21 protein-coding genes are annotated in these 24,135 nt (G+C 73.7%); 9 read left to right on the top strand and 12 right to left on the bottom strand.

Features of this window, described 5'->3' with window-relative positions:
• Positions 1-189 precede the first annotated feature (189 nt).
• On the top strand, positions 190-855 hold the full coding sequence (locus ACFV88_RS32130) for a class I SAM-dependent methyltransferase (RefSeq protein WP_385495626.1): 666 nt from the start codon (positions 190-192) through the stop codon (positions 853-855).
• A 67-nt stretch (positions 856-922) separates the two neighbouring features.
• Here the strand turns inward: ACFV88_RS32130 and ACFV88_RS32125 are convergent, their stop codons facing one another.
• The 9 genes from ACFV88_RS32125 to ACFV88_RS32085 all read right to left on the bottom strand — a co-directional run bounded on the left by ACFV88_RS32125 (position 923) and on the right by ACFV88_RS32085 (position 10,733).
• A complete protein-coding gene (locus ACFV88_RS32125) occupies positions 923-1,585 on the bottom strand; it encodes a lysophospholipid acyltransferase family protein (RefSeq protein ID WP_385495625.1) in 663 nt (220 codons plus the stop codon).
• A 103-nt stretch (positions 1,586-1,688) separates the two neighbouring features.
• Positions 1,689-3,635, bottom strand: a complete 1,947-nt coding sequence (locus ACFV88_RS32120) for a hypothetical protein (RefSeq protein ID WP_385495624.1) — start codon at positions 3,633-3,635, stop codon at positions 1,689-1,691.
• Between the two features lie 177 nt (positions 3,636-3,812).
• Complete coding sequence (locus ACFV88_RS32115) at positions 3,813-4,442, bottom strand: L,D-transpeptidase family protein (RefSeq protein WP_385495623.1); 630 nt, start codon at positions 4,440-4,442, stop codon at positions 3,813-3,815.
• Positions 4,443-4,608: 166 nt separating this feature from the next.
• Positions 4,609-5,226, bottom strand: a complete 618-nt coding sequence (locus ACFV88_RS32110; protein ID WP_385495622.1) for a TetR/AcrR family transcriptional regulator — start codon at positions 5,224-5,226, stop codon at positions 4,609-4,611.
• A complete protein-coding gene (locus ACFV88_RS32105; RefSeq protein WP_385495621.1) occupies positions 5,223-6,344 on the bottom strand; it encodes a saccharopine dehydrogenase in 1,122 nt (373 codons plus the stop codon). Before ACFV88_RS32105 ends, ACFV88_RS32110 begins: the two co-directional genes overlap by 4 nt.
• A gap of 136 nt (positions 6,345-6,480) precedes the next feature.
• Positions 6,481-6,714: a hypothetical protein gene (locus tag ACFV88_RS32100; protein WP_385495620.1), complete on the bottom strand. Its 234-nt coding sequence runs from the start codon at positions 6,712-6,714 to the stop codon at positions 6,481-6,483.
• 227 nt (positions 6,715-6,941) lie between these two features.
• Entirely contained in the window at positions 6,942-8,015 is a 1,074-nt protein-coding gene (locus tag ACFV88_RS32095) for a Clp protease N-terminal domain-containing protein (protein ID WP_385495619.1), read from the bottom strand.
• 226 nt (positions 8,016-8,241) lie between these two features.
• On the bottom strand, positions 8,242-8,907 hold the full coding sequence (locus ACFV88_RS32090) for a response regulator (RefSeq protein ID WP_385495618.1): 666 nt from the start codon (positions 8,905-8,907) through the stop codon (positions 8,242-8,244).
• Between the two features lie 41 nt (positions 8,908-8,948).
• On the bottom strand, positions 8,949-10,733 hold the full coding sequence (locus tag ACFV88_RS32085) for a histidine kinase (RefSeq protein ID WP_385495617.1): 1,785 nt from the start codon (positions 10,731-10,733) through the stop codon (positions 8,949-8,951).
• Between the two features lie 134 nt (positions 10,734-10,867).
• Between ACFV88_RS32085 and ACFV88_RS32080 the strand changes: the two genes are divergently transcribed.
• The 3 genes from ACFV88_RS32080 to ACFV88_RS32070 all read left to right on the top strand — a co-directional run bounded on the left by ACFV88_RS32080 (position 10,868) and on the right by ACFV88_RS32070 (position 13,351).
• Positions 10,868-11,476 carry a hypothetical protein gene (locus tag ACFV88_RS32080; protein ID WP_385495616.1) on the top strand — a complete coding sequence of 203 codons (609 nt, stop codon included), beginning with the start codon at positions 10,868-10,870 and terminating at the stop codon, positions 11,474-11,476.
• 100 nt (positions 11,477-11,576) lie between these two features.
• Positions 11,577-12,134 carry an RNA polymerase sigma factor gene (locus ACFV88_RS32075; RefSeq protein WP_385495615.1) on the top strand — a complete coding sequence of 186 codons (558 nt, stop codon included), beginning with the start codon at positions 11,577-11,579 and terminating at the stop codon, positions 12,132-12,134.
• A complete protein-coding gene (locus tag ACFV88_RS32070; RefSeq protein ID WP_385495614.1) occupies positions 12,131-13,351 on the top strand; it encodes a CU044_5270 family protein in 1,221 nt (406 codons plus the stop codon). Before ACFV88_RS32075 ends, ACFV88_RS32070 begins: the two co-directional genes overlap by 4 nt.
• A gap of 46 nt (positions 13,352-13,397) precedes the next feature.
• Here the strand turns inward: ACFV88_RS32070 and ACFV88_RS32065 are convergent, their stop codons facing one another.
• Positions 13,398-13,661 (bottom strand): hypothetical protein, encoded by a 264-nt coding sequence (locus ACFV88_RS32065; RefSeq protein WP_385495613.1) that lies wholly within the window; start codon positions 13,659-13,661, stop codon positions 13,398-13,400.
• A gap of 59 nt (positions 13,662-13,720) precedes the next feature.
• Positions 13,721-16,999, bottom strand: a complete 3,279-nt coding sequence (locus tag ACFV88_RS32060; protein WP_385495612.1) for a ferritin-like domain-containing protein — start codon at positions 16,997-16,999, stop codon at positions 13,721-13,723.
• Between the two features lie 372 nt (positions 17,000-17,371).
• Here ACFV88_RS32060 and ACFV88_RS32055 point away from each other — a divergent pair, with 372 nt between their 5' ends.
• From ACFV88_RS32055 to ACFV88_RS32045, 3 genes are all read left to right on the top strand, one after another.
• Complete coding sequence (locus ACFV88_RS32055) at positions 17,372-18,256, top strand: NAD(P)-dependent oxidoreductase (RefSeq protein ID WP_385495611.1); 885 nt, start codon at positions 17,372-17,374, stop codon at positions 18,254-18,256.
• A complete protein-coding gene (locus tag ACFV88_RS32050; protein WP_385495610.1) occupies positions 18,253-19,836 on the top strand; it encodes an FAD-dependent monooxygenase in 1,584 nt (527 codons plus the stop codon). The genes ACFV88_RS32055 and ACFV88_RS32050 overlap by 4 nt, the downstream gene beginning before the upstream one ends.
• A gap of 100 nt (positions 19,837-19,936) precedes the next feature.
• Positions 19,937-20,518 carry a hypothetical protein gene (locus ACFV88_RS32045; protein ID WP_385495608.1) on the top strand — a complete coding sequence of 194 codons (582 nt, stop codon included), beginning with the start codon at positions 19,937-19,939 and terminating at the stop codon, positions 20,516-20,518.
• Positions 20,519-20,601: 83 nt separating this feature from the next.
• Here ACFV88_RS32045 and ACFV88_RS32040 read toward each other — a convergent pair whose 3' ends face one another.
• Positions 20,602-20,733 carry a hypothetical protein gene (locus tag ACFV88_RS32040; protein ID WP_385495607.1) on the bottom strand — a complete coding sequence of 44 codons (132 nt, stop codon included), beginning with the start codon at positions 20,731-20,733 and terminating at the stop codon, positions 20,602-20,604.
• A 217-nt stretch (positions 20,734-20,950) separates the two neighbouring features.
• Between ACFV88_RS32040 and ACFV88_RS32035 the strand changes: the two genes are divergently transcribed.
• On the top strand, positions 20,951-21,454 hold the full coding sequence (locus ACFV88_RS32035; RefSeq protein WP_385495606.1) for a hypothetical protein: 504 nt from the start codon (positions 20,951-20,953) through the stop codon (positions 21,452-21,454).
• Between the two features lie 148 nt (positions 21,455-21,602).
• Entirely contained in the window at positions 21,603-23,897 is a 2,295-nt protein-coding gene (gene secD / locus ACFV88_RS32030; protein ID WP_385495605.1) for a protein translocase subunit SecD, read from the top strand.
• Positions 23,898-24,135 lie beyond the last annotated feature (238 nt).

Here is a 24,135-nt window from a genome sequence, read left to right as displayed (position 1 = left end):
GCCGGGGCCCCCGCCCGCCCCGGGCCGCACGATCACGGGGACGGCGAGGGGGCCGCCCCACGCGCGTTCGCGCGGGTGCGACGCCCGGGGGTGCGGGCCCGGGCGACGCACCGGCCATCAACTCCCGCCCCTGCACGGGGTGGTGGGGCGGGTCGCCCGACGGCGGGGCGCAATGGTGGACTGGTGGGCATGATGCGCCCGCTCGCGAACGTCCTGACGGCCCTCGACCGGTTCCACGCCACCCGTCCCTGGGACCACAACGCCCACTACCACCCGTGGATCCTGCGTCAACTGCCCGCCCGCTACGGGTCCGCCCTGGACGTCGGCGCCGGCAGCGGCGACCTGGCCCGGTTGTTGGCGTCGCGGGCGGGGTCCGTGCGGGGGGTCGACGCCGACCCGGGCATCGTGGAACAGGCCCGGCAGCACACCGCGCCGGACTCCCGCGTGACCTTCACCGCCGGGGACGCCATGGTCGAGCCGGCCGCCGGCCCGTTCGACGTGATCACCTGTGTCGCGGTGATCCACCACCTGCCGTTCGGCGACGCCCTCGCGCGCTTGCGCGGGCTGTTGGCGCCGGGCGGAACGCTCGTCGTGGTGGGGCTCGCCCGACCGCACTCCCCCGTCGACCACCTGCTCGGGACCGTCGCCACCCCGGTGAACGTGGTGATGGCCCTGCTCAAGAACCGGGGCCGCCGGGTGCACCGACCCGTCGCGATGACCGCGAGCACGCGGCCCGCGTCGATGACGTTCGACGAGATCGCCCGGCACGCCCGGCGTGAGCTGCCCGGCGCCCGGCTGCGCCGTCGGCTGTTCTGGCGCTACACCTTGGTCTGGCGCGACCGCCCCGAACGGTGAAGCCGCCGCCCGCGCCCCGACGGCAGCACGCCGGCGACAGGGGCCACCCGTCGGACGGCGACCGGGATCAGACGGCGACCGGGGACGGTTCGCCCAGGCGCGCCGCCGCGGTGCGCCAGGCCGCCGTGACGGCCCGGTGAGCGTGCTCGGTGGCCGTCACCCGGTCGTCCGCCAGGCTCAGCGGCGCACCGAGGTGGACGTGCAGGGCCGGGCGGCGAACCGGCGCGGTGAGCAGGCCCGCGATCTGTTTCACCGGGCCGCCCGACACCAGCCGGCGGGCCCCGGCCTGACCCAGCGGGACGACGGGCGCCCCGGTACTGCGGGCGAGCCGCCACAGCCCGCTGCGGAACGGGCCGGGCCCGACCTCCCCGGGGTCCCGTCGCAGCGGAAGGCCGCCCTCCGGGTAGATCAGCACCAGCCGGCCGTCGGCGAGGGCCGCCGCGGCCCCGTCGAGCGCCTGTGCGGCCCGGGGGCCGCCCCGGTGCACGGGGACGAAGCCTTCCCTGGTCAGGGCCGCGCCCAGCACCGGTATGCGCCACAGACCGGCGGTGGCGAGGACCGCGGGCCGGACACCGAGGCGGTGCAGGGCCGCGAGGACGACCGCCGGGTCGCTCAGCGAGGTGTGGTTGGCGACGATGATGCTGCCCGGCCGCAACACGGCGTCCGGGTCCGCGGTGACCGTCAGACGGGCGAAGGCCGGGACGGCGACGGCGGCGATGTGGCTGAGCATGAACGGGTCCCTCCCCTGGTGCGTGGGCCACATCATCGCCGGGCGCCGGGCCGGCCCACGTGAGTAGCGGTACTCAGATCCGCCCCCACACCCGCCCCCGGGGTCACAGCATCAGGACGACGGCTCCCCACAGCACGGCCAGCGTCACGACGACCGGCCCCAGCGGCATGCCCTGTTCCCGGGCGTCGGCGACCTCGGTGGGCCGCAACTCCGGGTGGTCGAGGAGGGCCCGCAGCGAGTCCGCCGCCCTCCTCGCGGCCGAGGTGCCGCCGCGCCGGCCCCGGAGCGTCCCGAGCCCCACCGGGGACAGCTCGATCTCGGAGCCCCCCTTCAACTCGACGGTCAGGGCGTCGGCGCGCTGGTGCACGTCGGTGACCTCCGTCCACGGCACGTGCCGCACCCGCCAGGGCCCACAGACCCAGACGCCGTTCCGGTCGGCGGTGACGCGCCAGTTGAGCGCGGTGGACACCGAGTGGACGAGCCAGGGCACACCGAGCAGCAGGAAGATCCACTGCCAGGAGAAGCCGCCGTCGAGGAGGACCCACATGCCGCCGCCCTGGAAGACGAGGAGGAAGAGCCCGAGGCCGCGCGAGACCCGGTCGGCGGACCAGGTGAGGGGCTGCGGTCCGGGCGCGAGGGAGAGCGCGGCCACGGCACGGGCCCGGGCTGCGGGGTCCGAGCTGCCGCGACGGGCCTGGCCGGCACCGGGCCCCCGGCCCTGCGGCGGCGGGAAGAGTCCGGGAACCGCCGGCTTGACGGGCGTCACGCTGCGCTCCGCCTCCACCTCGCCGTCGTCCCCGTCACAGGGTGCCAGGAAGGCGATCTCGCCGCCCGCGTAGGGGGCGCCGAAGAGCACGGCTTCGCGCAGTGCGGACGGCGGAAAGACACCGCGCAAGGCCGCGACCAACTCCTGCTCCTGTTCCTCCAGCTTCTGCCGCGCAGCGGCTTTCTCCGCCTCGGTCAGGTGGGGGTGTTCGCCGTCCGGGGCCCCGTGCTCGTCGGGGTCGTCGTCCGAGTCGGAGGTGAACAGGGAGTTGAAGCTCAGGACCGGCTGCGCGGCGCTCAGGTCGTCGGCGGCGTAGACCCAGGTGCGCCCGTCCTCGTCGCCCTCGCGCACGAGGACCCTGAGGACCGGGAGCCGTGTCGTGTCGAGGCGGCGCTGGCGTCGGTGGCCGGCCATCCCGTTGGAGAGGAACGCGAGTCCCGGGACGGCGGTGGCGAGGAGCAGCAGCTCCCAGCCGAAGACGTCGTACGGCTCGGCCACCAAACGGGTCCAGTCACCGTCGACCGCCAGGACGACGGTGCTGCCGACGGGGTAGTCCTCGGGGAAGACCGTGTCGACGGTACGGGTGGCCCCGTCGGGGAGGGCCACGGTCAGTTCGGAGACGTCCTCGTCGGCCACGTCGACCCCGGTGACCTCCGCGGCCACCCGGGTGGCGTTCGCGGCCCGGTCCTCGTACCCACTGGCGACCTGTTCGGCGCTCCAGAACGCGAACACGGCGACGGCGAGCAGGACGGAGGCGAGCACGAAGGAGAACCTGCCCCGACGGAAGTCCCGTGCCTCGGGGGGCAACGGGTGCCGCAGGTCTCCGGCGGCCTCCTCCGCGAGGGTCCGCTGGCGACGCGCGGCGGCGAGCCGGTGGGCGAGGCCGGTGACCGCGAAGGCGCCGGCCGCGAGCAGGAACAGGTCTTCGGGGCCCTCCACGAGTGCCGTGAACCCGCTGTCGGCGACGGCTCCGGCCACGGTCAGCAGGAGGCCCGGGAGGGCGAGCCGGGGCTGACGCCAGATCCAGTACAGCGTCAGCAGTCCGAGGACGGAGAGCGTCACGGACGTCCAGGACGTGCCGCAGGGCTGGTCCGCGGTGCACACCTCGTCGGGGGCGGCGGCTATCGACCAGACGATGCCCGCGACGAGCGCGGCCACGGCCCACAGCGGATGCGACCAGCGGGCGGGGACGGCGGCCGACCAGCGCGCGGTGTCGGCCGTGCGCCAGCTGCGGGCACCCTCCGGTACGCGGTCCGGCGGCAGGAGAAGGGGAAGATCGCTCACGTTCGTATTATCGTGCGCCGTCCGTTCGGTCCCGGCGGCGGCCCTCCTCCGCGGTCGTGCGGGGCGCCGGAGCCGGTGGCACGCCACGGCCCGCCGGAGTGCGTGGCGCACTCCGGCGGGCCGGCTCCCCCGACTCGCACGACCGCTGTACAGCGGGCCGGCGAGCGCCCCCGTGCGCTACGGTCCAGTGACCACCAGGCCCTTGACCCGGGACCAGCCAAGGGTGTCGATCTTGCCGAACAGCTTCTTGATGTTGGTGTGTTGGACCTTGATGCAGCCCTCGGAGTTGTAGTCCCGGTAGCCGTCCCAGCGCTCGGACTCGATGCTTCCCTGACCGCCGTTGGGCTTCATCTCGCTGTGGATGAACAGCGCGGTGCGGGTGACGGCCCCCGCGCCGCTCCTGCACTTCTTGTCGGACACCTTGATGACGTAGCCGTTGATGATCCCGTCGAAGTTCGTCCGGTGGAACTCGATCTTGTACTTGCCGTTGGGCAGCCAGCCCTTGTTGAGTGCGCAGGCGTTGCCGTTGACTCCGGAACCCGCCCGGTAGTGCGCGATCGTCCGGTCCGCGGCTCCGGCGACGCTCTGCATCAGGTGGAGCCTGGAGTTGTTGTACGGGGTGGTCGTCCGGTCGGAGTCGGTGTCCTTGAGCTTGACGAACTTGAGGTAGTAGCTGGGCGCCGCCGCGGCGACCTGACGCTCGGCGGACGCGGGGGCCGCCCCCACGTTCTGGGCCCCGGTCAGGATCAGTACGGCTCCCAGTGCGGCGCTGACGGCGGCTCTCGTGGGCTTGGACGCGATCTGCACGGCCTGTCTCCCTAGGTCGGCGGGTGGTGACGGTGGGCCTCGCCCCGGAGCGAGCGCCCCGTGACGACACCGCAGACCCTGCCGTGCGGGCCTTGCGAACAACCTTCGGAGAACCTGACATCGCAGGTGGGACGGGAGAACGCACCCGCACCTGCGCTCGTGGCCGTCAGCCCTCGTCGGCCGTGAGCAGGGCGACGGCCGTGCTGACGAGACGGTCGTCCGTCTGCGGGGTCCGGTGGGCGGCCACCCCCGAGCGGAACAGGGCCGCGCCCTCGATGAGCATCACGAAGACCTCGGCGCGGGCCCGGCACTCCGCTTCGGCCAGGGCCGGGCGGCGACGCCGCAGGTGGGCGGCGACCTGGCCGCGGTAGGCGGCGTAGAACGCCCGGACGGCGTCGGCGACGGTGGTGTCGACGGCCGCCAGGGCCCAGAGTTCGGTGAACAGCCGGACCAGGGCGGGGTCGTCCTGGTCCGCCAGCAGTGCCCGTACCAGGCTCGCCGGTTCCGGCCCGGCCGGGTGCGGCGACTCGGCCAACAGCGGACCCAGCCGCTCCAGGGAACGGCCAAGGACCCGGTCGAGGACGGCGGCCACCAGGTCGGAGCGGGTGGGGAAGTAGTACTGGAGGTGTCCGAGCCTGACCCCGGCCTCGGCGGCGACGGCCCGCACGGAGAGTTCCGCGTAACCGGAGGCGAGCAGGACCCGCTCGGCGGCGTCGAGGAGTTCGTTGCGCCTGCGTGCGCCCTTGCCGGTGTTGGTGGGACGCGGGGCCGGGCCGTCCGTCATGCCGCTCGTTCCTCTCCCGTGCCCGCCGTGGCGGTCGTCTCCAGACGGACACCGTACTCGGCGAGCCGTTCGGCCAGAGCGTGCGGGAGCGGGGTCTGTTCGGGGAAGGTGACCCCGGCCCGGGCAGGGGCGCCGTCTGCGCCGAGGACCCGGGCGAGCGCCAGGGCACCGCCGACTGCCGTGAGGTGGGCCTGGCCCGCGGGGTCGGTCACGGTCGCGGTCAGGGTGCGGCCCCCGTGGGCGACCTGGACGCTGAGGGCTGCGGTGCCGCCGTCGCCGGGCGCGTAGAGCAGGGACCGGCGCACGGCGGTGAAACGTTCGCCGCGCGCCCAGCGGAAGAAGCCGAGCCGCTTCGCGACGAGCAGCGCGGAGGTGGAAGCGGCGGAGCTGAAGCCGATGCGGGTGACCGCGGTGGTCGTGCCGAGCGTCAAGGGCAGGGTGAACTGTTCGGGGGTGTCGATCCGGGCGACCCGGAGGTCGGCGGCGCCCACCCGGACGGTGCGGGTGTCGGCCAGCGGCATCACGGTGCGGCGGCGCCCGTTCTCGACCACCTCGAAGTCGAGTCCGAGCCGGTCCATGAACGCGACCGAGTCGATGCCTGCCCGGTCCTGCTGGTCCCAGCGGATGGCCACCTCCACGGTGTCCGCGCCGCCGAGGGACCCGGCGAGGTCGGCGACCGCGAGGCTGGTGACCCCGCCCATCCACGCCGAGGACAGGAGCACCGGCGAGGTGGGCCTCAGCAGCGCGGCGACGGTGGCCGCCCGTTGGACCCGAGCGGTCCAACGGGCGAGGTCCACGTAGGGCACGCCCGCGCGGACGGCGGCCCGCAGCACGCGGTCGTCGGGGTCGTTGACGACCGTGACCACCGCCCGCACGCGGGCGGTGACGGGCTGCGGTGCGGTGAGGTCCCAGCGGATCAGTCGGGCGCCGGTCTCCCGGGCCAGTTCCTCCCCGCGCGTCACGGTCCGCCCGGCCAGCAGCAGGGGCCACCGGGATGCCGTCATGCGGGCCAGTTCCGCGCCGACGGTGCCGTAGCCGCCGACGAGGAGGACCGGGCCCTCGGGGTCATGGGTCAGTTCGTCCTGGGGTTGCTCGTTCACCTGGGGTTGCTCGTTCATGGAACCCACTATAGGTCATCTGACCTAAAACAGCGGATGCTCGACTCCACCGCCCTGACCAGGGCGAACGCACTGCGCGGGGCCGCCCTCCGATCGACTTCGGAGAACGACCCCGCGCAAGGGCCACCCGCGAGGGTCAGATGCGCACCCACAGCACGTAGACGTCGGGCCTGGTCGGGAACTGGTTGCACTGGTACAGCAGGCCCCACAGGTTCTTGCCCGCCTGCCCCGCCGCATCGCACTCCGCGTACGAGGAGTGGTGGCTGCGCGGCTGGAAGTACGGGTCCGCGGAGGCGGGGGGCGCCGTGGCGAACAGCAGCCCCGCAGTGGCGACAGCGGCTCCGGCGAGCACACTCAGACGTCTCAGCATTAACACAACTCCCTTGTCTCACAACAGAAGTGATGTGCCATCAGAGGCCACGGGAGAAGCCCCACCCCCTACTTCCCCCGGCGGCCAGGGAGCAACGTAGCCCCACCCCCGACACCGCACAAGAGGTCTGGACCAGCAGGGTTTTACCAGGTGGGCGAGCGACCCGGCCGATCGAACGCCCCGTTCCGGTCCGACCGGACCGGGGCGGGGCCGCCGGCACGTGGTGGTTACACGGACAGCCCCAGGGTCAGCAGGAGCCGGCGGGCCCGGTTCTCCCCCCGCAGCAAGGCGTCGGTGAGGGGGCCGGTGCCGTCCCCGGGGACGAGCGCGTCGGCGTAGGTGTCGACGTCCCGGTCGTCCGTGCCGAGTTCATGGCCGTACTGCTCGACCCCACGTCGCACCATGAGGTAGTCGGCGCCCAGTGCGTGCAGTCGGGCGCCACCGGCGAACCGGTCGGCCGGCGCGGTCGGGGCACCGGAGGCCGAACGCCCGGGCCCGGCGAGCGCGAGGTGCGGATAGCGCTGCGCCACCTCGTAGGTGGCCAGGACGGCCAGCAGCAGGTGCTCGGTGCCCGCCGCGCCGCCCGACGAGCGGGCCAGGCGCGCGGCGTCGATCCTGGTCCAACTGATGGGCGCCTCAGCGAGGTTCGCACCCCTGGCGAGGCGCAGCAGCAGGCGCCGCCACAGGGAGTTGGCGTCCGGGGAGCAGCGACCCAGAAGGGTGTCGCGGGTGGGCCACAGATGGTGGTGGAGCCCGTCGTCGGCCGGCCTGGTGTCCCGTTCGTCGAGCCGGCGGACGACGTCGTCGACGGTGGCGCCGCAGGTCGTGAGCATTTCCGTGGCCCGGTTGCCCCGGTCGGCGAGGACCCCGCGCAACAGGTGTTCCTGGGAGTACTCGTCGGCGCCCTCACGACGGGCCAGGTCCATCGCGTGGATGAAGGCGCGGGCGGCGGCACCCGACAGTCTGCGGCGCCGGTCCCCGTCGGAGCCGAGCAGGTCCAGCGAGCCCACGGCGTGTTCGACGTCGTCCGTGCTCGTCCAGACGGCGGCGCCGTCGTGGTGGTCGCGCAGGACGGCCATCGTGGCGGTGGCGGTGACGCCCGCGAGGGCGAGGGCCTTGTTGGTGGTGCTCCGGCCCGTGGTCAGGGCGGCGAGCAGGTTCTCCGTCCCGATGGTGTTCGCACCCTCGACGTGGTCCGGCAGCGATCCCCACGCGGCTCCCAGCACTCCGGCGACCCGCCAGTGCGCCCCCAGCTGTGTCGTCGGCTGCGTCTGCGGCTTCGTTCCTTCGTCACTGGTCATGGGGCGATCCTGCCGATCAAAGGGGCGCCGGCGCGTCCTCCGTTCGTCGTCGTCCGGCGCGACGTTCCGCTCGCACCGGGCCGGTGCTCCGCCCCGGTGCACGGCGGTGGTGCCGAGCCACGGACGCGCAGTCGCACCTCACCGACCGACGAAAGTCGACGGGCACCGCACCGAAGGTCGAAGGCGCGGCGCCAGGGGTCGGGTCGGGGGGGCAGGGGTCGGGGGTTCAGGTGCCGAGGCCGGCGTCCCGCGCGAGGAGCGCCGCCTGCACCCGGTTGTCGCACTCCAACTTGGCGAGGATGCGACTCACATAGGTCTTCACGGTGGCCTCGCTCATGTGGAGGCGCCGTCCGGTGTCGGCGTTGGAGAGCCCCTCCCCGAGCAGTGCGAGGACGTCCCGCTCCCGGTCGCTGAGCTGGGCGACCCGTGCGCGGGCCGCGCCGCCACGGGCCGCCGTCCGGTCGGAGGCCAGTTGGTCGACCACGTGCCGGGTGGCAGCCGGGGACAGGTAGGCGTCGCCGGCCGCCGCCGCCCGCACCGCGCCGATCAGTTCGGCGGGGGCGGTGTCCTTGAGCAGGAAGCCGGCGCCGCCGGACTCCAGGGCGCGCAGTACGTTGTCGCGTTCCCCGAAGGTGGTCAGGATGATCGCCCGTACCGCCGGCGCGGCCCTGCGGAGTTCACCGAGGGCGGCGAGTCCGTCCATGACCGGCATCTGGATGTCGAGGAGCACCACGTCCGGGGCGTGGGACAGGGCCAGATCCACGGCCTCCCGGCCGTTCGCCGCCTCCGCCACGACCTCGATCTCCGGATCGGAGGTCAGGATCAGCCGGATGCCCGCCCTGATGAGCGGCTCGTCGTCCGCGATGACGACCCTGACCCCTGGCCCCGCCATGTACTCACTCCACCCTGCCGACACCCCGGTTCCGGGCTCGGCTACAACGTGACCTCGAACGACTTCTTTTCGATCAGTCTGCCGTCTTTGAAGCAGAACCGGAAAACCGCCTCTGTGTCCCAGCTGCTGCTCGTTTCCGATGACACGAGGGTGAGGCAGGTGGCCCCCGCGGGTTCGGCGGGGGCCTCCTTCTTGCCGTCCAGGCCCGTGTGCAGGAATCCGTCCCCGCTGGGAAGCCGGTCGCGCACGGTGTGCTCCGACGTCCCGATCCGTATCGCCTCGTAGGTCGACCGGTCGACCATCTCCTCGGTGGCCGACCGGAACAGGAGGATTCCCCCCACGACGACCACGGCCAACCCGGCGACCACGACGGCGACGGAGATGCCGCAGCCCAGCCCGAACCCGCTGACCCGGCGCACCGGCTGCGGCGACCAGCCCCCGGGGGCGCCCGCAGGGGGCCCGCCGCCACCCGGCCACGGCGCGGCCGGGCGACCGGACGGAGGGCCGAAGGGCCCCGAGCCCTGGGCACCGGGGGGCGGGGGGCCGCCGAGGGGGACGTCGGCCGGCGCGGGGGACGGTCCGGCGGGCTCCGCGGTGCCGTAGGGCAACACCCCGGCGACCCGGAACCCTCCCGCGTCGGCGGGGCCGGCGTGCACGATGCCGCCGACCAGCCGGGCCCGCTCCCGCAGCCCGGTCAGGCCCTGTCCACCGCTGACGACCTCGTCGGCGGGCTGCTGGGCGGCACGGTCGCTGACGACCTCGACGACCAGGGAGTCCGGTTCGTAGCGCAGCGCCACGTCGATCGCGGCGCCCGGCGCGTGCTTGAACGCGTTGGTGAGGGCCTCCTGCACGATGCGGTACGCGGCGTGCCCGACGGCGGCGGCCACCGGTCGCTCCTCGCCGGCCCGCCTCAGCCGGACGGTGCTGCCGGCCCGCTGGGCGTCCGCCACCAGGGCGTCCAGGCCGGCGATCCCGCGGGCTGCGGGACCCGCTCCGTCCACCGGGGGTCCCGCGATGCCGTCCCGCAGGATGCCCACCACCTCGCGCAGCTCGTGCATCGCGGTCACGGACGCGTTGCGCAGCACGCCGACCGCCTCCCGCTGGCGCGGGGTGAGACCGGGATCGACTTCCAGGGCTCCGGTGTGCACGGAGATCAGCGCCAGTTGGTGGCCGAGGCTGTCGTGCATGTCCTGGGCGATGCGCTGGCGTTCGAGCAGCCGTGCCTGGCCGGCGATCATCTCGCGTTCCCACAGGAGCTGCGCATTGCGGTCGTGGAGGGCGTGCAGCAAGGTGCGGCGCTGGCTCCAGTAACGTCCGGCGAGCCCGGGGACGACGACCGTCGCGACATAGGCGAGGGTGCCCAGCATCAGGAGCGCGACGGGGGACCGTAGGGACCAGATGCCCAGGTCGGCGATCCCGACGGCGATGTAGAGCACGTACGAGAGTCCGAACGCGGCCAGGGCGCGACCCGCGACGGCGATGCGCCGCCCCGCCGACCAGGCGATGAACGACTCCATGACCGCGAAACCGCCGAAGAGCGCGCCCAGCACGCCCATGACGACCAGCACGGTGGCGGGCAGCCGCCGCCTGAGCAGCCACAGCACGAAGGCCCCGGCCGCGGTCGCGGCCATGGAGAGCGCACTGGCGTCGAGCAGTTCCTCGGTGCCGGCGGCGAGCAGGGCCATCGCCAGGGCGACGAGGAGTTCCCTGGCCGGTCCCCGCCCGGCCACCGGCAGGGCGCCCGGCGCGGTCAGTCCGGGTTCGGGGGCGGTCAGCCAGCCCCGGACGGCTCGGGCCAGGGGCCGGATCCTTCGTACGACGTTCACGACAGCACCCTAGGCGGGCGCATCCGACGGTCACCGCCCACTTTCGTCCCCGTCCGCTTCGACGAACGTCTCGTCGTGGTGAGAATGACCAGCGCGGTCCGTCCGGCCGCGTCCACCAGCAGGAGGAGGTCCGCATGCTGTTCACGAAGCAGACGTTGGAGGGCATCCGGGACGGCACCGTCACCCTCGCCTTCCGCAGGTGGAAACGGGTGGCCGTGCGGCCCGGCGCCCGGCTGCGCACCGCCGTCGGGCTGGTCGAGATCGGGGAGGTCACGCCGATCACGGACGCGGAGGTCACCGCGGACGACGTCCGGCGGGCCGGCCACTGCTCGGTGGAGGCGTTCTGGGCGCAGCTCGCCCGCCACCCCGGGGGCGCGCTGCACCGGATCGGGCTGCGGTACGCCGGTGCCGACCCCCGGGTGTCCCTGCGTGAACGCGCCGACCTCACGGGCGGCGAGCTCGACGCGGTACGGGACCGGTTGGCGCGCATCGACGCCGCCGCCCGACGGGGTCCGTGGACGGCTGACGTCCTCCGGTTGATCCGGGACGAGCCGGGCACCCCCGCCGCGGTGCTCGCCGAGCGGCTGGGGCGCGACCGGCCCGCGTTCAAACGGGACGTGCGCACGCTGAAGGAGCTGGGCCTCACGGAGAGCCTGGACGTCGGCTACCGACTGTCGGCCCGCGGCCGGGCCGTGACCGAGGCCCTCCGCCCGGCCGACGAACACGGAACCGGTACGGGGTGACGCAGGTCACGCCCGGGTGTCCCGTGATCGCCGGTAACGATCGGCCCGCCCGCACCACTTCCCGGTGTGAGAGAGACCCGGAGGGACGGAGGTGCGGGCGGTGGCCGATGATGCGGACCGCTTCACCGCAATGTACGACGCCTGTCGCGGGCGGGTGTGGGCCTATGTCGTGACCAGGGCGGGCCGACAGATCGCGGACGAGGTGGTGAGCGAGACCTTCACGATCGCCTGGCGGCGTTGGGAGGACGTACCGCCCGATCCGCTGCCGTGGCTGTTGGGGGTGGCGCGCAACGTCCTGCGCGACACCGTGCGCGCGGAGGTTCGGCGGGCCTCGTTGGCGGCCGAACTACAGGACTGGGCCGCACGCTCCGGCCAGCAGGGCACGGGCGACATCGCCGAGGACGTGGCGGACCGCAGCGCGTTGCTGGCCGGGCTGGCCGCGTTGGCGGACGAGGACCGCGAAGTCCTGGTGCTCGCCGCGTGGCAGGGCCTGACGCCCGCGCAGGCCGCACGGGTGGTCGGTTGTTCCGCGGCGACCATGCGGGTGCGGCTGCACCGGGCGCGCAGACGCCTGACCCGGGCGGTCGAGGCCACGACGGTCACGTCGCCCTCCCCCGCCCTGACGGGCCGGTTCGTACGAGAGGAAGCACGAGGATGAGGCAGCGCGAGCGGAAGGTGATGGCCAGGCTGACGGCGGCCCGGCCACCGGAGTTGGCGGGCGACGCCGCCCCCGAGCCGGCGGTGCGCCGACGGGAGTTGGCCCAGGCACTGAGGCGTACGTCCGACCACCAGGGCGTCGAGGTGACGTCGAACGCGCCGCGCCGGGGGCGGCGGGGCTGGGGGGCCGGGCTGGTGTCCGCGGCCGTGGCGGCGGCGGTCGCCGTGGCGGTGCTCCCGGCTGACGGCTCCGGTTCCGGCGCCGACCCGGGGGCGCGGCCCGGGGCGGGCCCCGGGACCGAGGACGGCGCGGAGGTCGGCAACGACGTGCTGTTGGCCGCGGCGGCCGCCTTGGAGCGTGTCCGGGGCGAGCGGCGGGGCGCGTACTGGTTCCAGGAGGAGTCGCGGGGGGAGTTGCACCGGGTGACGGGGGCGGGTGGCACCCCGTACGTCGTGGACGAGCGGACCACCACCCGCCGCTGGGTGGCCCGCACGAAGGAGGACCACTGGTCGGACCAGACGGACATGGGCACCCGGCCCGCCACGGCGCAGGACGCGCGGGCGTGGCGGGCGGCGGGCTCACCGCGGACCTGGAAGGTCCCGGGCGGCGGTTCGCTGCGCCACCGCGCGGGCGGCCTCCTACAGCGTGACGCCCCGGGCGGCGGCTGGGACGTGGAGCCGATCGGCGCACTGGGCCCCGGCGACCTGCGGGACCTCCCCACGCAGGCGGGTGCGTTGCTTGAGCGGGTGCGGGCGGCGACGAAGCAGAAGTACCGCGCGCCCGACGACGTGGTGTCGTGGATCGTGACGACGACGCTGGTGAACCTGGCGGTCCACCTGCCGAGCGGCACGGAGCTGCGGGCCGCCGCGTACCGGGCGTTGGCCGAGAGCCCCGGTGTCCGGTCCCTCGGGGCGGTGAAGGACCGCTCGGGCCGTCCGGGACGGGGCGTGGCCGTGCCCGAGTCCGGCGGTTTGACCGAACTCCGGATCGTGTTCGACGCGAAGACCGGTGCGCCGCTGGGCACGCTGACGGTGGCCGTCCGGGACCACGACGGCTGGGCGAAGGGTGCCGTGGTGCGGTACACGACGTCCGTCGCGCAGCGCTGGACGGACACGGCGCCGCCGTTCGACGACGACTGGAGCGACCGGGCGGCCTTCCCGACCGGGGGCCCGGGCCGGCCGGACGTCACGGCGCCGGCTGCGTCGTCGGTCGACTGAGCCCCGCAGTCCACCGGGGTGAGCACCGCTGACGGCCACGGTGCCGTCAGCGGCGCGTCCCCGCCCGGGTGGTCCCCGCGACCACCGCGGGCGGGGACGGGGTGGGGTCGATGACGTCCGCGTGCACGGGCCGCCAGTCGGCGAAGGTCTCGTCCAGGCTCGGGCACTGCGGGTCCTGCCTGAGACAGCCGTACACGATGCCGGGCACGTCGGGGCCCGTCAGATCGGCCGGGCCCTCGACGAGCGTGCGGTGGACGGCTTCCGCAGCGTCGTCTGAGGTGGCCGTCCGCCGCGTCTGCTCGGTCCTCATGGTCGGACCCTACGGGGTCGGACCGCCGATGCAGCCCCCCGCACCCCGTCGATCAGGGCTCAGCCGGTGCCGAGGCGACGGAAGAAATCCGCGTAGAACTCCATCAGTTCGGGGACCTTGTCGGGAACGGGCGGGCAGGTGCGGGCCGCGGCAGCGAGGTGGGCGAACCGGAGGGCGAGCGCCCGGTGGGCGACGTCGGGGCGCGGCGGAGCGACCGGTGGGGCGTCGAGCTCGAAGGTGGGGCCGGCGGTGCGGCCGTGCCGGCCGGAGTCGAGGGTGACGAGGAGTTCACCGAGGGGTCGCATCATCCCGGTCATGACGTCGATCGAGGCGTTCATGAGCTTGGAGCGCCGCAGGCTGGCGTCGGGGCTCTGGGCGAAGTGCTGGGCCATCAGCTGGAGCGCGAGGTGGTAGGAACGGTTGAACAGGGTCGCGACGGACCGCGCGGTGGGGTCGGTGATCTCGGTGCGGATGCCGTCGCCGGGGCGCAGGCTGGGGTTGCGCAGCACGGGGTAGGCGGGGTTCCAGGGAACCGGCCTTCCGAGGGGGCCGGGGACGCGTTCCGAGGTCAGGGCGTCCTCGATCCTTAGGAACGCCTCGAAGTGGGAGGGTTCCCCGGATCGCTCGGCGGCGGACGCCCGGCCGTCCTCGACGGCTCCCTCGCCCTGCTCGGTGATGATGTCGATCGCGAAGAGTGCGCTGGTGAGGTCGTCGACTTCCAACTGGTAGTCGGGGTGGACGGTGTTGACGGACTCCCTCAGGAACAGGTGGTGTTCACCGCCGCCGCGTCCCTGGTCGACCAGGAAGAGGTCCGGGACGCGGGTGAGTCCCTCGCGGATGCCCGCGTACAGTTCGCTGATCGAGCCCCAGGTGAAGCGGTCGGGGGGGGTCGCCGCGGCGGCGGGCGTGAGCCGCGGGGTGAGTGCCGAGGGCTGCTCGATGGCGATGAAGCGCTGCACGCTGCCGAGGTTCAGGGGCTCCAGGGCGAAGTCGAGCCGGATCGGGAGCTCGGCGCCGATGGTGGTGAAGTCGATGACGGGCACCTGGAAGGGTTCGCCGATCGCCATGATGATGTTGTTCACCAGCAGGAAGTGGATCATTTCCTCGCGGGCGACGTTGAGCAGCGTGCCGCGGACTCCGTCGTGCAGTCCTTCTCCCCCGGAGCCACAGGCGAGGGCGAGTTGCCGTTCGGTCCAGTCGCCGCGGCGGACGAGGGCGAGGCCCGCGCCGTGGGTGGGGACCGAGTAGGCGGCGTACAGGTACTGGAGCATGACGGAGAGTTCCAACGCGGCGGCCTGGGTGAGCGCGGTCCGCAGGGCGCTGCGGGTGGTGATGGCCGGTTCGGTGGGCAGGCGTGCGGGGGCGGTGCGCGGGGGCGTGACGCGGGACTGCTGGTTGCGCAGGAAGGCGAGGAACAGTCGGGCCTTCGGGTCGGAGAGGTCGCGGGTGGGGGGCATGTAGTACGTCTTGGAGCGGTTGGCGGGGTCGCACATCTGCCAGGCGAGCTGGGCGTACGTCTCGACCTTGCAGCGGTCGCTGAGGGAGAACACCTCGGTGCGCATGAAGGAGGACACGTGCTCGTAGAGTGCCAGTACTTCCCGGTGGAGCAACGCGAAGTCGACCTGCTCACGGGGGATCTCGTCGAGGTGCCAGTCGTCGGGGAGCACCCGCACGGCGAGGTGGTCGGCCCCGGCCCAGTAGTCGAGGGCGTCCTCGTCGTCGTAGGCGGTCCAGGCGGATCCGGGCGCCGTGAGGTCGGTGGGCGGTGCGTCGTCGGGTCGGGTGGTGAGCAGGACGCGGCAGGTGCCGGCACGCTCACCGCGCAGGGTGAGGTGCCCGCGTCCGTCGGGGCCCGTGGTGACGGTGCACCCGGGGCCGTAGTCGTCGGTGCCCCGGGTGCCGAGAAGCACGGCGTCGCCGCAGCGCGCCCGGGGCGAGCCGGCCACGGGATCACCGGGCAGGGCACGGGGGTTGTGGTACTGGGCAACGTGGACGGTGGCGCCGGCGGGCCGTCCGCGGTGGTAGGTGCGCAGCGGCACGGCCACCTGGTGGTCGCGCTGCCGGGCACGGTCCCGGTGGTGCAGCACCAGGAAGGGGTCGTCGACGTGGACGGTGGTCTCCCGCTCGACGAGCAGCACCTCGGTGCCCCGCTCGGTGACGCGGACCAGGTGGAGCGCCTCGTCCTGCGCCGCGCGCCAGTCGGGGGCGGCCGGTACGGAGACGATGCCGTGGGTGGTGTCCCGCAGATAGGTGTCGGCGGGGAACCGGGCGACGAACCGTCCGGTGACCGCGGTGCGCAGTTCGAGGTCGCCGAGGTCGACCGGTGGCCCGGGGCGCCGGGGACCGTCCCGGTGTTCGGTGCGCGAGGTCAGGGGCACGGCGGTGACCAGGTTGAGGGCGGCGCGGCCGAGGGCCACCTCGGCCGCGAGTTGCCGTAGCGGTCCGGCGGGCACGGGGACGAGTTGTCGTCCTGCGGGGTGCGTCCGGGGTTCGTGGGCGTGCCACGGGGCGATCGTTCCCCGCACCCGCCAGGTGGGGAAGGTGCCGGGTGAACGGGGCGGGAGCGCGCAGTCGAGGGCGAGTTGGACGACGAGACCGTCGGCCTCCCCCGGCGCGCCGCGCAGCGCGGCGACCGCCGCCGAGGCGTCTGCGCCGGGAAGCCAGTCGAGCGCGTCGTACGCCACGGTGAACTGGTGCACGGCGCTGTAGCCGAGCTCCGGGGCGAGGTGCGCGAGCGGGTCATCGCCCACGTCCCGAACGTGCTGGAAACCCACCCAGCGCGGCGGAGCGTACCCTTCGACCCCGCCCGTCAGCAGGTAGCCGTCGTCGTGCGACCGGCCCCGGCGGCCGACGCCGAAGCGACCGACCATGAGGGCCGCCGTCCAGCGGGAGGCGGGGTCGAGGTCGAAGATCCGCGCCCGGTTGACGGTGGTCTGGAGGTACGGGTTGTAGTGGCCCCACACGTCGACGTGGGTGCCCACGACGGGGTCGTCCCGCTCGACGGCGGCTCCGGTTCCCGAGGGGCCTTGGTCGAGCGGGGTCGTCTCGACGCCGACGACCCGGGCGTCCATCCAGAAGTGGCCGTTGCCGCCGAAGTCCCAGCCTTCGGCGGCGCTGAACCCGCCGTCCGGGTCCGGTCGTCCGGCGGCGGTGTGGCGGGGGCCGCGCCGGCGTAGGAAGTCCCGGTACTCGGTGGTCGGGCGGTCCGGGGGGACGGGGCCGTCGTCGTCGTGGACGCGGTGGGTCGCGAGGTCCACCAGGCCGCAGCGCAACCCGGTCGGCAGGCGCGTCGTGGCGGTGCCCGCGAAGTGGAGCCGGGGGAGGTCGAAGACGCTCATCCGATGGCCTCCGACGCGCGCGGAACGAGACGCGGTCCGCTGAGCTGGCGCACGTCGTGGTGGACCGGAGCGGGCCGCGGAGCACGGGGGAACGGCACGCGCACCGAACTCCCCCGGGGGGCCGTGGAGTAGGAATGTCCGGGCGTCAACGCCCCTGTGCCGGGCCCAAGATCGTCAGTCACGTCCGGAGCCTGCCCACGGTTCGTCAGCAAGCATCATAAATACTTCTTTCGAGCTATAAGACGGTTGCCCGGGCACGGCGGACCCGACGGCCCCGTTACGTTCAGTAGCGATCCATGGACGCCGGCTGGGTGCGACGCGGTGGGAAGGCCCCGCGGTGAAGACTGCGGTGAAGACTGAGGAGGCGAAGCGATGCGGGCGAAGGTGACGGTCCTCGGGCTGGGACCGATGGGGGTGGCGCTGGCGGGCGCGTTCCTGACGGCCGGTCATCCGACGACGGTGTGGAACCGCTCTTTGGGGCGGGGCGCGGCCCTGGTCGAGGACGGTGCGCGGGAGGAGCCCACGGCGGCGGCGGCCGTCATGGCGAGTCCGGTCGTGGTGCTGTGCTTGGCCTCGTACGACGCCGTCGAGGAGGTGCTGGCCCCGCTGGTGCCGCAGTTGCGCGGGAGGACGGTGGTCAATCTGAGTTCCGGTTCCCCGGTACAGGCCCGCGAGGTGGCGGCGCTGGTGGAGCGGGCCGCCGCCGACTACCTCGACGGGGTGATCCTCACGACTCCGGCGGGCGTGGGCATCTCCACCTCGATGCTGTTGTACGGCGGCCCCGCCGACTCCTTCGCGGCGCACCGCGACACGCTCTCCGCGCTGGGCGACCCCCTGTACGTGGGCACCGATCCCGCACTGCCCTCCGTGTACGACACCGCTCTGCTGAGCCAGCTCTGGGGCACCCTGACGGGCTGGTTGCACGCGGTGGCGCTGATCGGTGCGGACGGCCCCGGCGGCGGGGTGAGCGCGCAGGCGTACACCGAGATCGCGGACCGTTGGATGGGGTCGGTCCGGGCGTTCATGAACGCGTACGCCCCGCACATCGACGCCGGGCGCTATCCGGGGGAGGAGTTCGACCTCGACCTCCATCTGCGCACGATGGAAGTCCTGTCCCACGCGAGCGAGTTGCGCGGGGTCAGATCGGGTCTGCCCGAGGTGTTCGAGGGCCTGGCACGCCGCGCGGTCGAGGCCGGACACGGCGGCGACAGCTACGCCCGTCTGGTGGAGTTCATCCGCGCGGGCAGCCCGGTGTGAGCAGCACCCGGGACGTGGTGGTGATCGGGGCCGGACCGACCGGCCTGGCCCTGGCGATCGCGCTGCGGGTGTACGGCCTGGACGTCCTCGTCGTGGACAGGAGCGCCGACACCAAACACGAGCCCCGGGCCAGCGTCATCTGGCAGCGGGCCCAGGAGACCCTGCGGGACCTCGGCTGCGCGGACGCGATCGTGGCCCGTGGACTGCGCCTGCGCCAGGGCGAGTTCCGGGTGCGGGGGCGTGTCGCCGGGGTCCAGGAGATGGAGATGGAGCACACCGGCTTCCCGGGGCCCCTGGCCATCGAGCAGGACGCAGTCGAGGCACTGATGCGGGACCGTCTCCAGGAGTTGGGAACGGAGGTGAGGTGGTCCACCGAGGGCATCGGCGTCCAGGTCGGCGCCGAGGGCGCGCAGGTCGACCTGCGGGGTCCCGACGGCCGGGTCCGCACGGTCGGTGCGCACTGGGTGGTGAGTTGTGAGGGTTCGCGGAGCCTGGTCCGCAGGACGCTCGGCATCCCCTTCGACGGCGAGCGCCGCACCAACTTGCAGTGCGTACAGCTCAACGCCCGTCCCCGGTGGGGCCAGCCGTACCGGGCGGACGTGACGCAGATCTTCATCAACCACCGGGTCACCCTGGTCGCGGGGCCGGTTCCCGGCGGCGCGACCAGGTTCTACGCGTTCCTCCCCGATCCCGATCCCGACCGGTGGGAGCCGCCGAGCGTTCCGGAGATGGAGGCCGTCGTGGCGGCGGCGACGGGGGAACCGGTGGTCGGGCTGGAGCCGTCGGAACCGCGGTGGGCGAATCGTGCACGGTTCCACGACCGGATCGCCGGGCGGCTGCGTGAGGGCCGGGCCCTGTTGGTCGGGGACAGCGCCCATGTGTGGGCGCCGATCGGCGGCCGGGGCCTCAACACCGGTCTGCTGGGTGCCCACAACCTCGGTTGGAAGCTCGCCGCCGTCCACTACGGCTGGGCCCCGGACGCACTGCTCGACACCTATGACAGCGAACAGCGGCGCACGGCCCGCTCGGTGATGCGTGCCATGCGCCGCAACGTCGTGGAGTTGCCGCCGAACCGTGCCACCTTCGCCGCGATCCGCTTGTTGCTGCCCCTGATGATGAGCAGCGACCGGATCGTGCGACGCGGGGCCGACCGGCTCAGCGACTTCGTCCGCGACCACCGCGCCAGTGGGCTGTCCGCGGGCCGCCGGGGCTTGTGGGGCGGCCCGGGTCCCGGGGACCGGCTCCCCGATCTGCCGGTGACCACCGACGAGGGCGACCGGCGACTGCACGACCTGTTGTCGTACCGCCAGTGGACGCTGCTACGGATCGGCGCGGACGGCGGAGCCGCCGCGGGCGCCGTGGCCCTGCGCGCGCTCACCCGGCGGTACGCCCTGCCGGTGGCGCATCTGACGGTCCGACCGGCGGCCGAGCAGCGGCGGGCGCTGCCGGACGGCACGCTGTTGCTGGTGCGGCCCGACGGCCATATCGGGCTGCGCACCGGGGTGGGCGACCTGAAGGCCGTGACGGCCTATCTGGACCGCTGGTCGTGCCCCCGGGACACCTCGGGCAAGGCGACGTGACCCGGTAGCTCCGAAGTCTGATGCCGGCCCCTCCTCCCGGCGGAGGTGGCTACCACCCCGGCATGACGACCGGGCGCCCCAGGTCCCCGAGGCTGGAGCCATGACAGCCCTCACCGGATCCCACCCGACCACCACGGCCCACGGCACCCGACGCCCGGTCCCGCAGTGGGCTTCCGCCCTCGCCCATGCGATCCCCTTGCTCCTGCTCCCCCAGTGCCTCTGGCGACTGCCGTTCGCCTTCGGTTTCGAGATGGGGATGGACGGCGAAGGATCGATGCCGTCGTCCTGGTGGGTGTCCGTCCCCTACGTCTTCGGGCTGAGCTTGATCACGGAGGCGCTGGCGCTGCTGTCCTTCGCACTGGTACGGGGTTGGGGGGAGGTCGCCCCCTCCTGGCTGCCGTTCGTCGGAGGGAAGCGGATTCCTCCCCTCGCGGTGATCGTCCCCGCCACCCTCGGCGGTCTGGCCACGACGGCCTTCTGGGGGTACGCGCTGCTGGGCTGGTTCGGCTTCGGCGACGTCGCCGGATTCACCAGTGGCGGCTGGCAGGTACTGGCCCGCCTCTGCATCGCCCCCGGGATGTTGTGGGGTCCGCTCCTACTGGTGCTGACCTACGCCTATTCCACGCGCAGCCGCCCCGAGGCGCACCAGGGGGAGGAGAACGGCGGTTCCGTGGCGGCCTGAGCGGCACGCCACCAGGTCCGGACGGGCAGCCCGTCCGGACCTCGTCGCGCTCGCCCCGGGCCCGACGGCAGGGGTGTCCGGGCCTACTCGGCGGCCTTGATCACCTCGACCTTCTTGTCCCCCGCGCTCGCGTGCGCGCTCGCGGCGGCACCGGCGACGAGGAGCGCCGCGGTGAGGGCGACGGAGAGGATGGTCACGGCTCGTGTGAAGGTCATGCTTCCCCCTGTGGGCATGGTGCCGGTCACCTGTCGGAAGGGTGCCATCGGCACGGGCGCGGAACAAGACCGGCCATGAGGGTCCGCTCCGGGCCCCGGGCGGGCGCCGGTTCGCCTACGCTGGTGCCGCACGGCACCGGGTTCGTTCCCGCGCGCGGTGAGACGACGCAGCAACGGGACGGTCGGACGGACGTCCGGTGACCGAGGGGAGGACAGCGTGCGACAGCGGACCCGGCCGACGGCACGCGGAGTCGTCCCCGCCCTGGTGTGGGGCGTGCTGCTCCTCCTCGTGACCGCGTTCCCCTCGGTGGCGGCCGGCAGTGCCCTCGTATCCCTGTCCCATACGTGTGGACCCGCCGCGATCGCCACCGGATCCGACCGTGCTCCCGGGAGCACGGTCGCGGTGGGGGCGGACGCGGACCCACAGCCGTGGGCACGTTCCGGGCCGGCGCCCCGCCCGGCCGAGCCGTCGAGCGGTCCGGCCGCGTTCCGTGCCGAACCCTTGTCGGGGCCCGTGACCGCCGTGCAGCTCACGGTGTCTGGGGAGCACAGCGGCCGGCCGGCCCTTCATCCGCCCGCGCCCGCGGGTCCGGTCACCGCGGTCCACGCCGCCCCCGCACCCCGCGGCACGGTCGTCGCCTCCTGGCGGGAGCGCGGACCGCCCGAGCCCTCGTCCGGTCCGCGCAGCACCCGCGCACCGCCCCTCTTCCGGAGCAGTTGACGCCCGAGACGTCCACCGCCCCGCCCTCCGGCCTGCCCGGAGTCGGGGACGACGTCCTCCCGTCCCCGCGTGCGGTGCGGTTCGCACCCCGCGCGTCCTGCATGTCCGCGGGCGCCACCGTGCCCGTGTGACGCTCCGTGGAGCCTTCATGAAATCTCGTGCCCCTCTCTGGCGCGCACTGGCCGCGTTCGCCGTGGTCGCCCTGTCCCTGTTGGCCGCCCTGACCACCGAGCCCCGGCTCGGGCTGGATCTGCGGGGCGGTACCCGGATCGTGCTGGAGACCCGGGACTCCCCCACCGTCAAGGCGGACGCCGCCGCGACCGACCGCGCGCTGGAGGTGCTGCGCCAGCGGGTGGACGCGCTGGGGGTCGCCGAACCCTCGCTGGCACGTTCCGGCGAACGACGCATCGTCGTCGAACTGCCGGGGGTCCAGGACCCCCGGGAGGCCGCCAAGGTCATCGGCCGCACCGCGCAGCTCACCTTCCACTCGGTGGAGGGCGTGGCGGACCGGGCAGCGGACGCGCCCGGCGCGGACGGTTCCCGGACGCTGCCCGACCCGGATGCACCGGGCAGCTTCCTGCGACTCGGTCCGCCGGCGCTCACCGGGGCGGGCGTCAAGGACGCCGACACGTCCTTCGACACCCAGGGCGCCCGGGGCTGGTCGGTTTCGCTGTCCTTCCACGACGACGCGGGCAAGAACTGGGCCCGGATCACCGGAGCGGCGGCGTGCCAGGCGCCCGGCGACCCGGCGCGGCGGGTCGCGATCGTGCTGGACGACAAGGTCGTGTCGGCACCGGGCATGGAGCAGTCGGTGCCCTGCAACACCGGGATCACGGGCGGTTCGGCGCAGATCACCGGTGGCTTCACAGCGGACGAGGCACGTGATCTGGCGGCTCTGGTCAAGGGCGGGGCGCTGCCCGTGCCGGTGACCACGGTGGAGCAGAGCACGGTCGGTCCGACGCTCGGCGCGGACGCGATTCGGGCGAGCGCGCTGGCCGCGGTGATCGGTCTGGTGTGCACCGGTGTGTTCATCACCGTCGTCTACCGGCTGCTGGGGTTGCTGGCGACGCTGGCACTCGGGCTGTACGGCCTCATCTCCTACGCGGCGGTGGTCACGCTCGGCGCGACGCTGACCCTGCCGGGGCTCGCCGGTTTCGTGCTGGCGATCGGCATCGCCGTGGACGCGAACGTGCTGGTCTTCGAACGGGCTCGGGAGGAGTACCTGCGGCCCACGGCCCGCACGACCGATCTGCGTCGCCCGCTGCGGGTCGGGTTCAGCAAGGCGTGGAGCGCGGTGGCCGATTCGCACGTCACGACGCTGCTCGCGGCCGGGTTGCTGTTCGTCTTCGCGAGCGGGCCGGTGAAGGGGTTCGGGGTGACCCTCGCCATCGGTGTGCTGGCGTCGCTGGTCTCGGCGATGCTCATCACCCGGCTGTTCGCCGAGTGGGCCCTGAAGTGGGGAGCGGTCCGGCGGCGCCCCGGGTGGACGGGCATGACGATGAAGGGCCGGGTGCGGACCCGGTTGGAGCACCGCCCGCCGCGGCTGATGCACCGGCGGCGGCGCTGGCTGGGGATCTGCGGCGGTCTGCTGTTGGTGGCGCTCGCCGGGATCGGGGTGCGCGGTCTGGAGTTCGGCGTCGAGTTCACCGGTGGCCGACTCGTGCAGTACACCACCGAGCAGACCGTCGACGCGGACACGGCACGGCAGGCGGTCGCCGACGCGGGGTTCCCGCGTGCCGTGGTGCAGTCGTCCGGTGACAGCGACATCACCGTACGGATCACGGAACTGACCGACGACGAGCAGCAGACCGTGAAGGAGGCGCTGGCCGAGGTCGGCGGCCGGGCGAGCGTGGTGCGTGACGACCGGATCGGGCCGAGCCTCGGCAATGAGTTGCGCACCCACGCGCTGATCGCGCTGGCCGTCGCGGTGGCGGCGCAACTCGCCTATCTCGCCGTCCGGTTCCGCTGGACGTTCGCGGTGGCCGCGGTCGCTTCGATGGTGCAGGACGTGCTGTTGGTGGTCGGTCTGTTCGCCTGGCTCGGCAAGCCGGTCGACAGCGTGTTCCTGGCCGCGCTCCTGACGGTGGTCGGGTACTCCGTCAACGACACCGTCGTCGTGCTGGACCGGCTGCGGGAGTTGCGGCGGGGTGCGCCCCGCGGTGCGTGGCCCGACCTCGCGGACCAGGCCGTCGCACAGACCCTGCCCCGGACGGTGAACACGGGCATGGGGGCGTTGTTCGTGCTGGTGGCGCTGGCCGTGCTCGGTGGGGACTCGCTGGCCGACTTCTCCGTGGCGCTGCTGGCCGGGGTGCTGTTGGGCATCGGGTCCACGGTGTTCACCGCGCTCCCGCTCGCCGTGATCCTCCAGTCCCGGCGACCGGAGCGACGGCGTGAGCCCCGGGTGCGTCCGCAGCAGCGCGACAAGTCGGGTGCGGTGGTCTGATCGGACCGTGCTGCCGGGTCCGGGTCCGACGCCCCGGACCCGGCAGCCGTGGCACCCGCGCCCTACCGTGCTCTGCCGCCCGCCCGGTCGGACAACGGCCGGATTCCGTCCCGGCTGGCCAGATTTGATGTTCACCCTACAAAAGACTTAGGGTCCCCTTAGTTCACCGGCCTCGCCCGGGCTCGCCCGCGTCCCGCCACGCCTTCGTGGCCGCAGCGGCATGCCCCTCGTCACGCCG

Origin of the sequence: Streptomyces sp. NPDC059816, assembly GCF_042732055.1 — a bacterium.
Taxonomy (GTDB): Bacteria; Actinomycetota; Actinomycetes; order Streptomycetales; family Streptomycetaceae; genus Streptomyces.
This window is presented reverse-complemented; position numbering and strand designations above follow the sequence as displayed.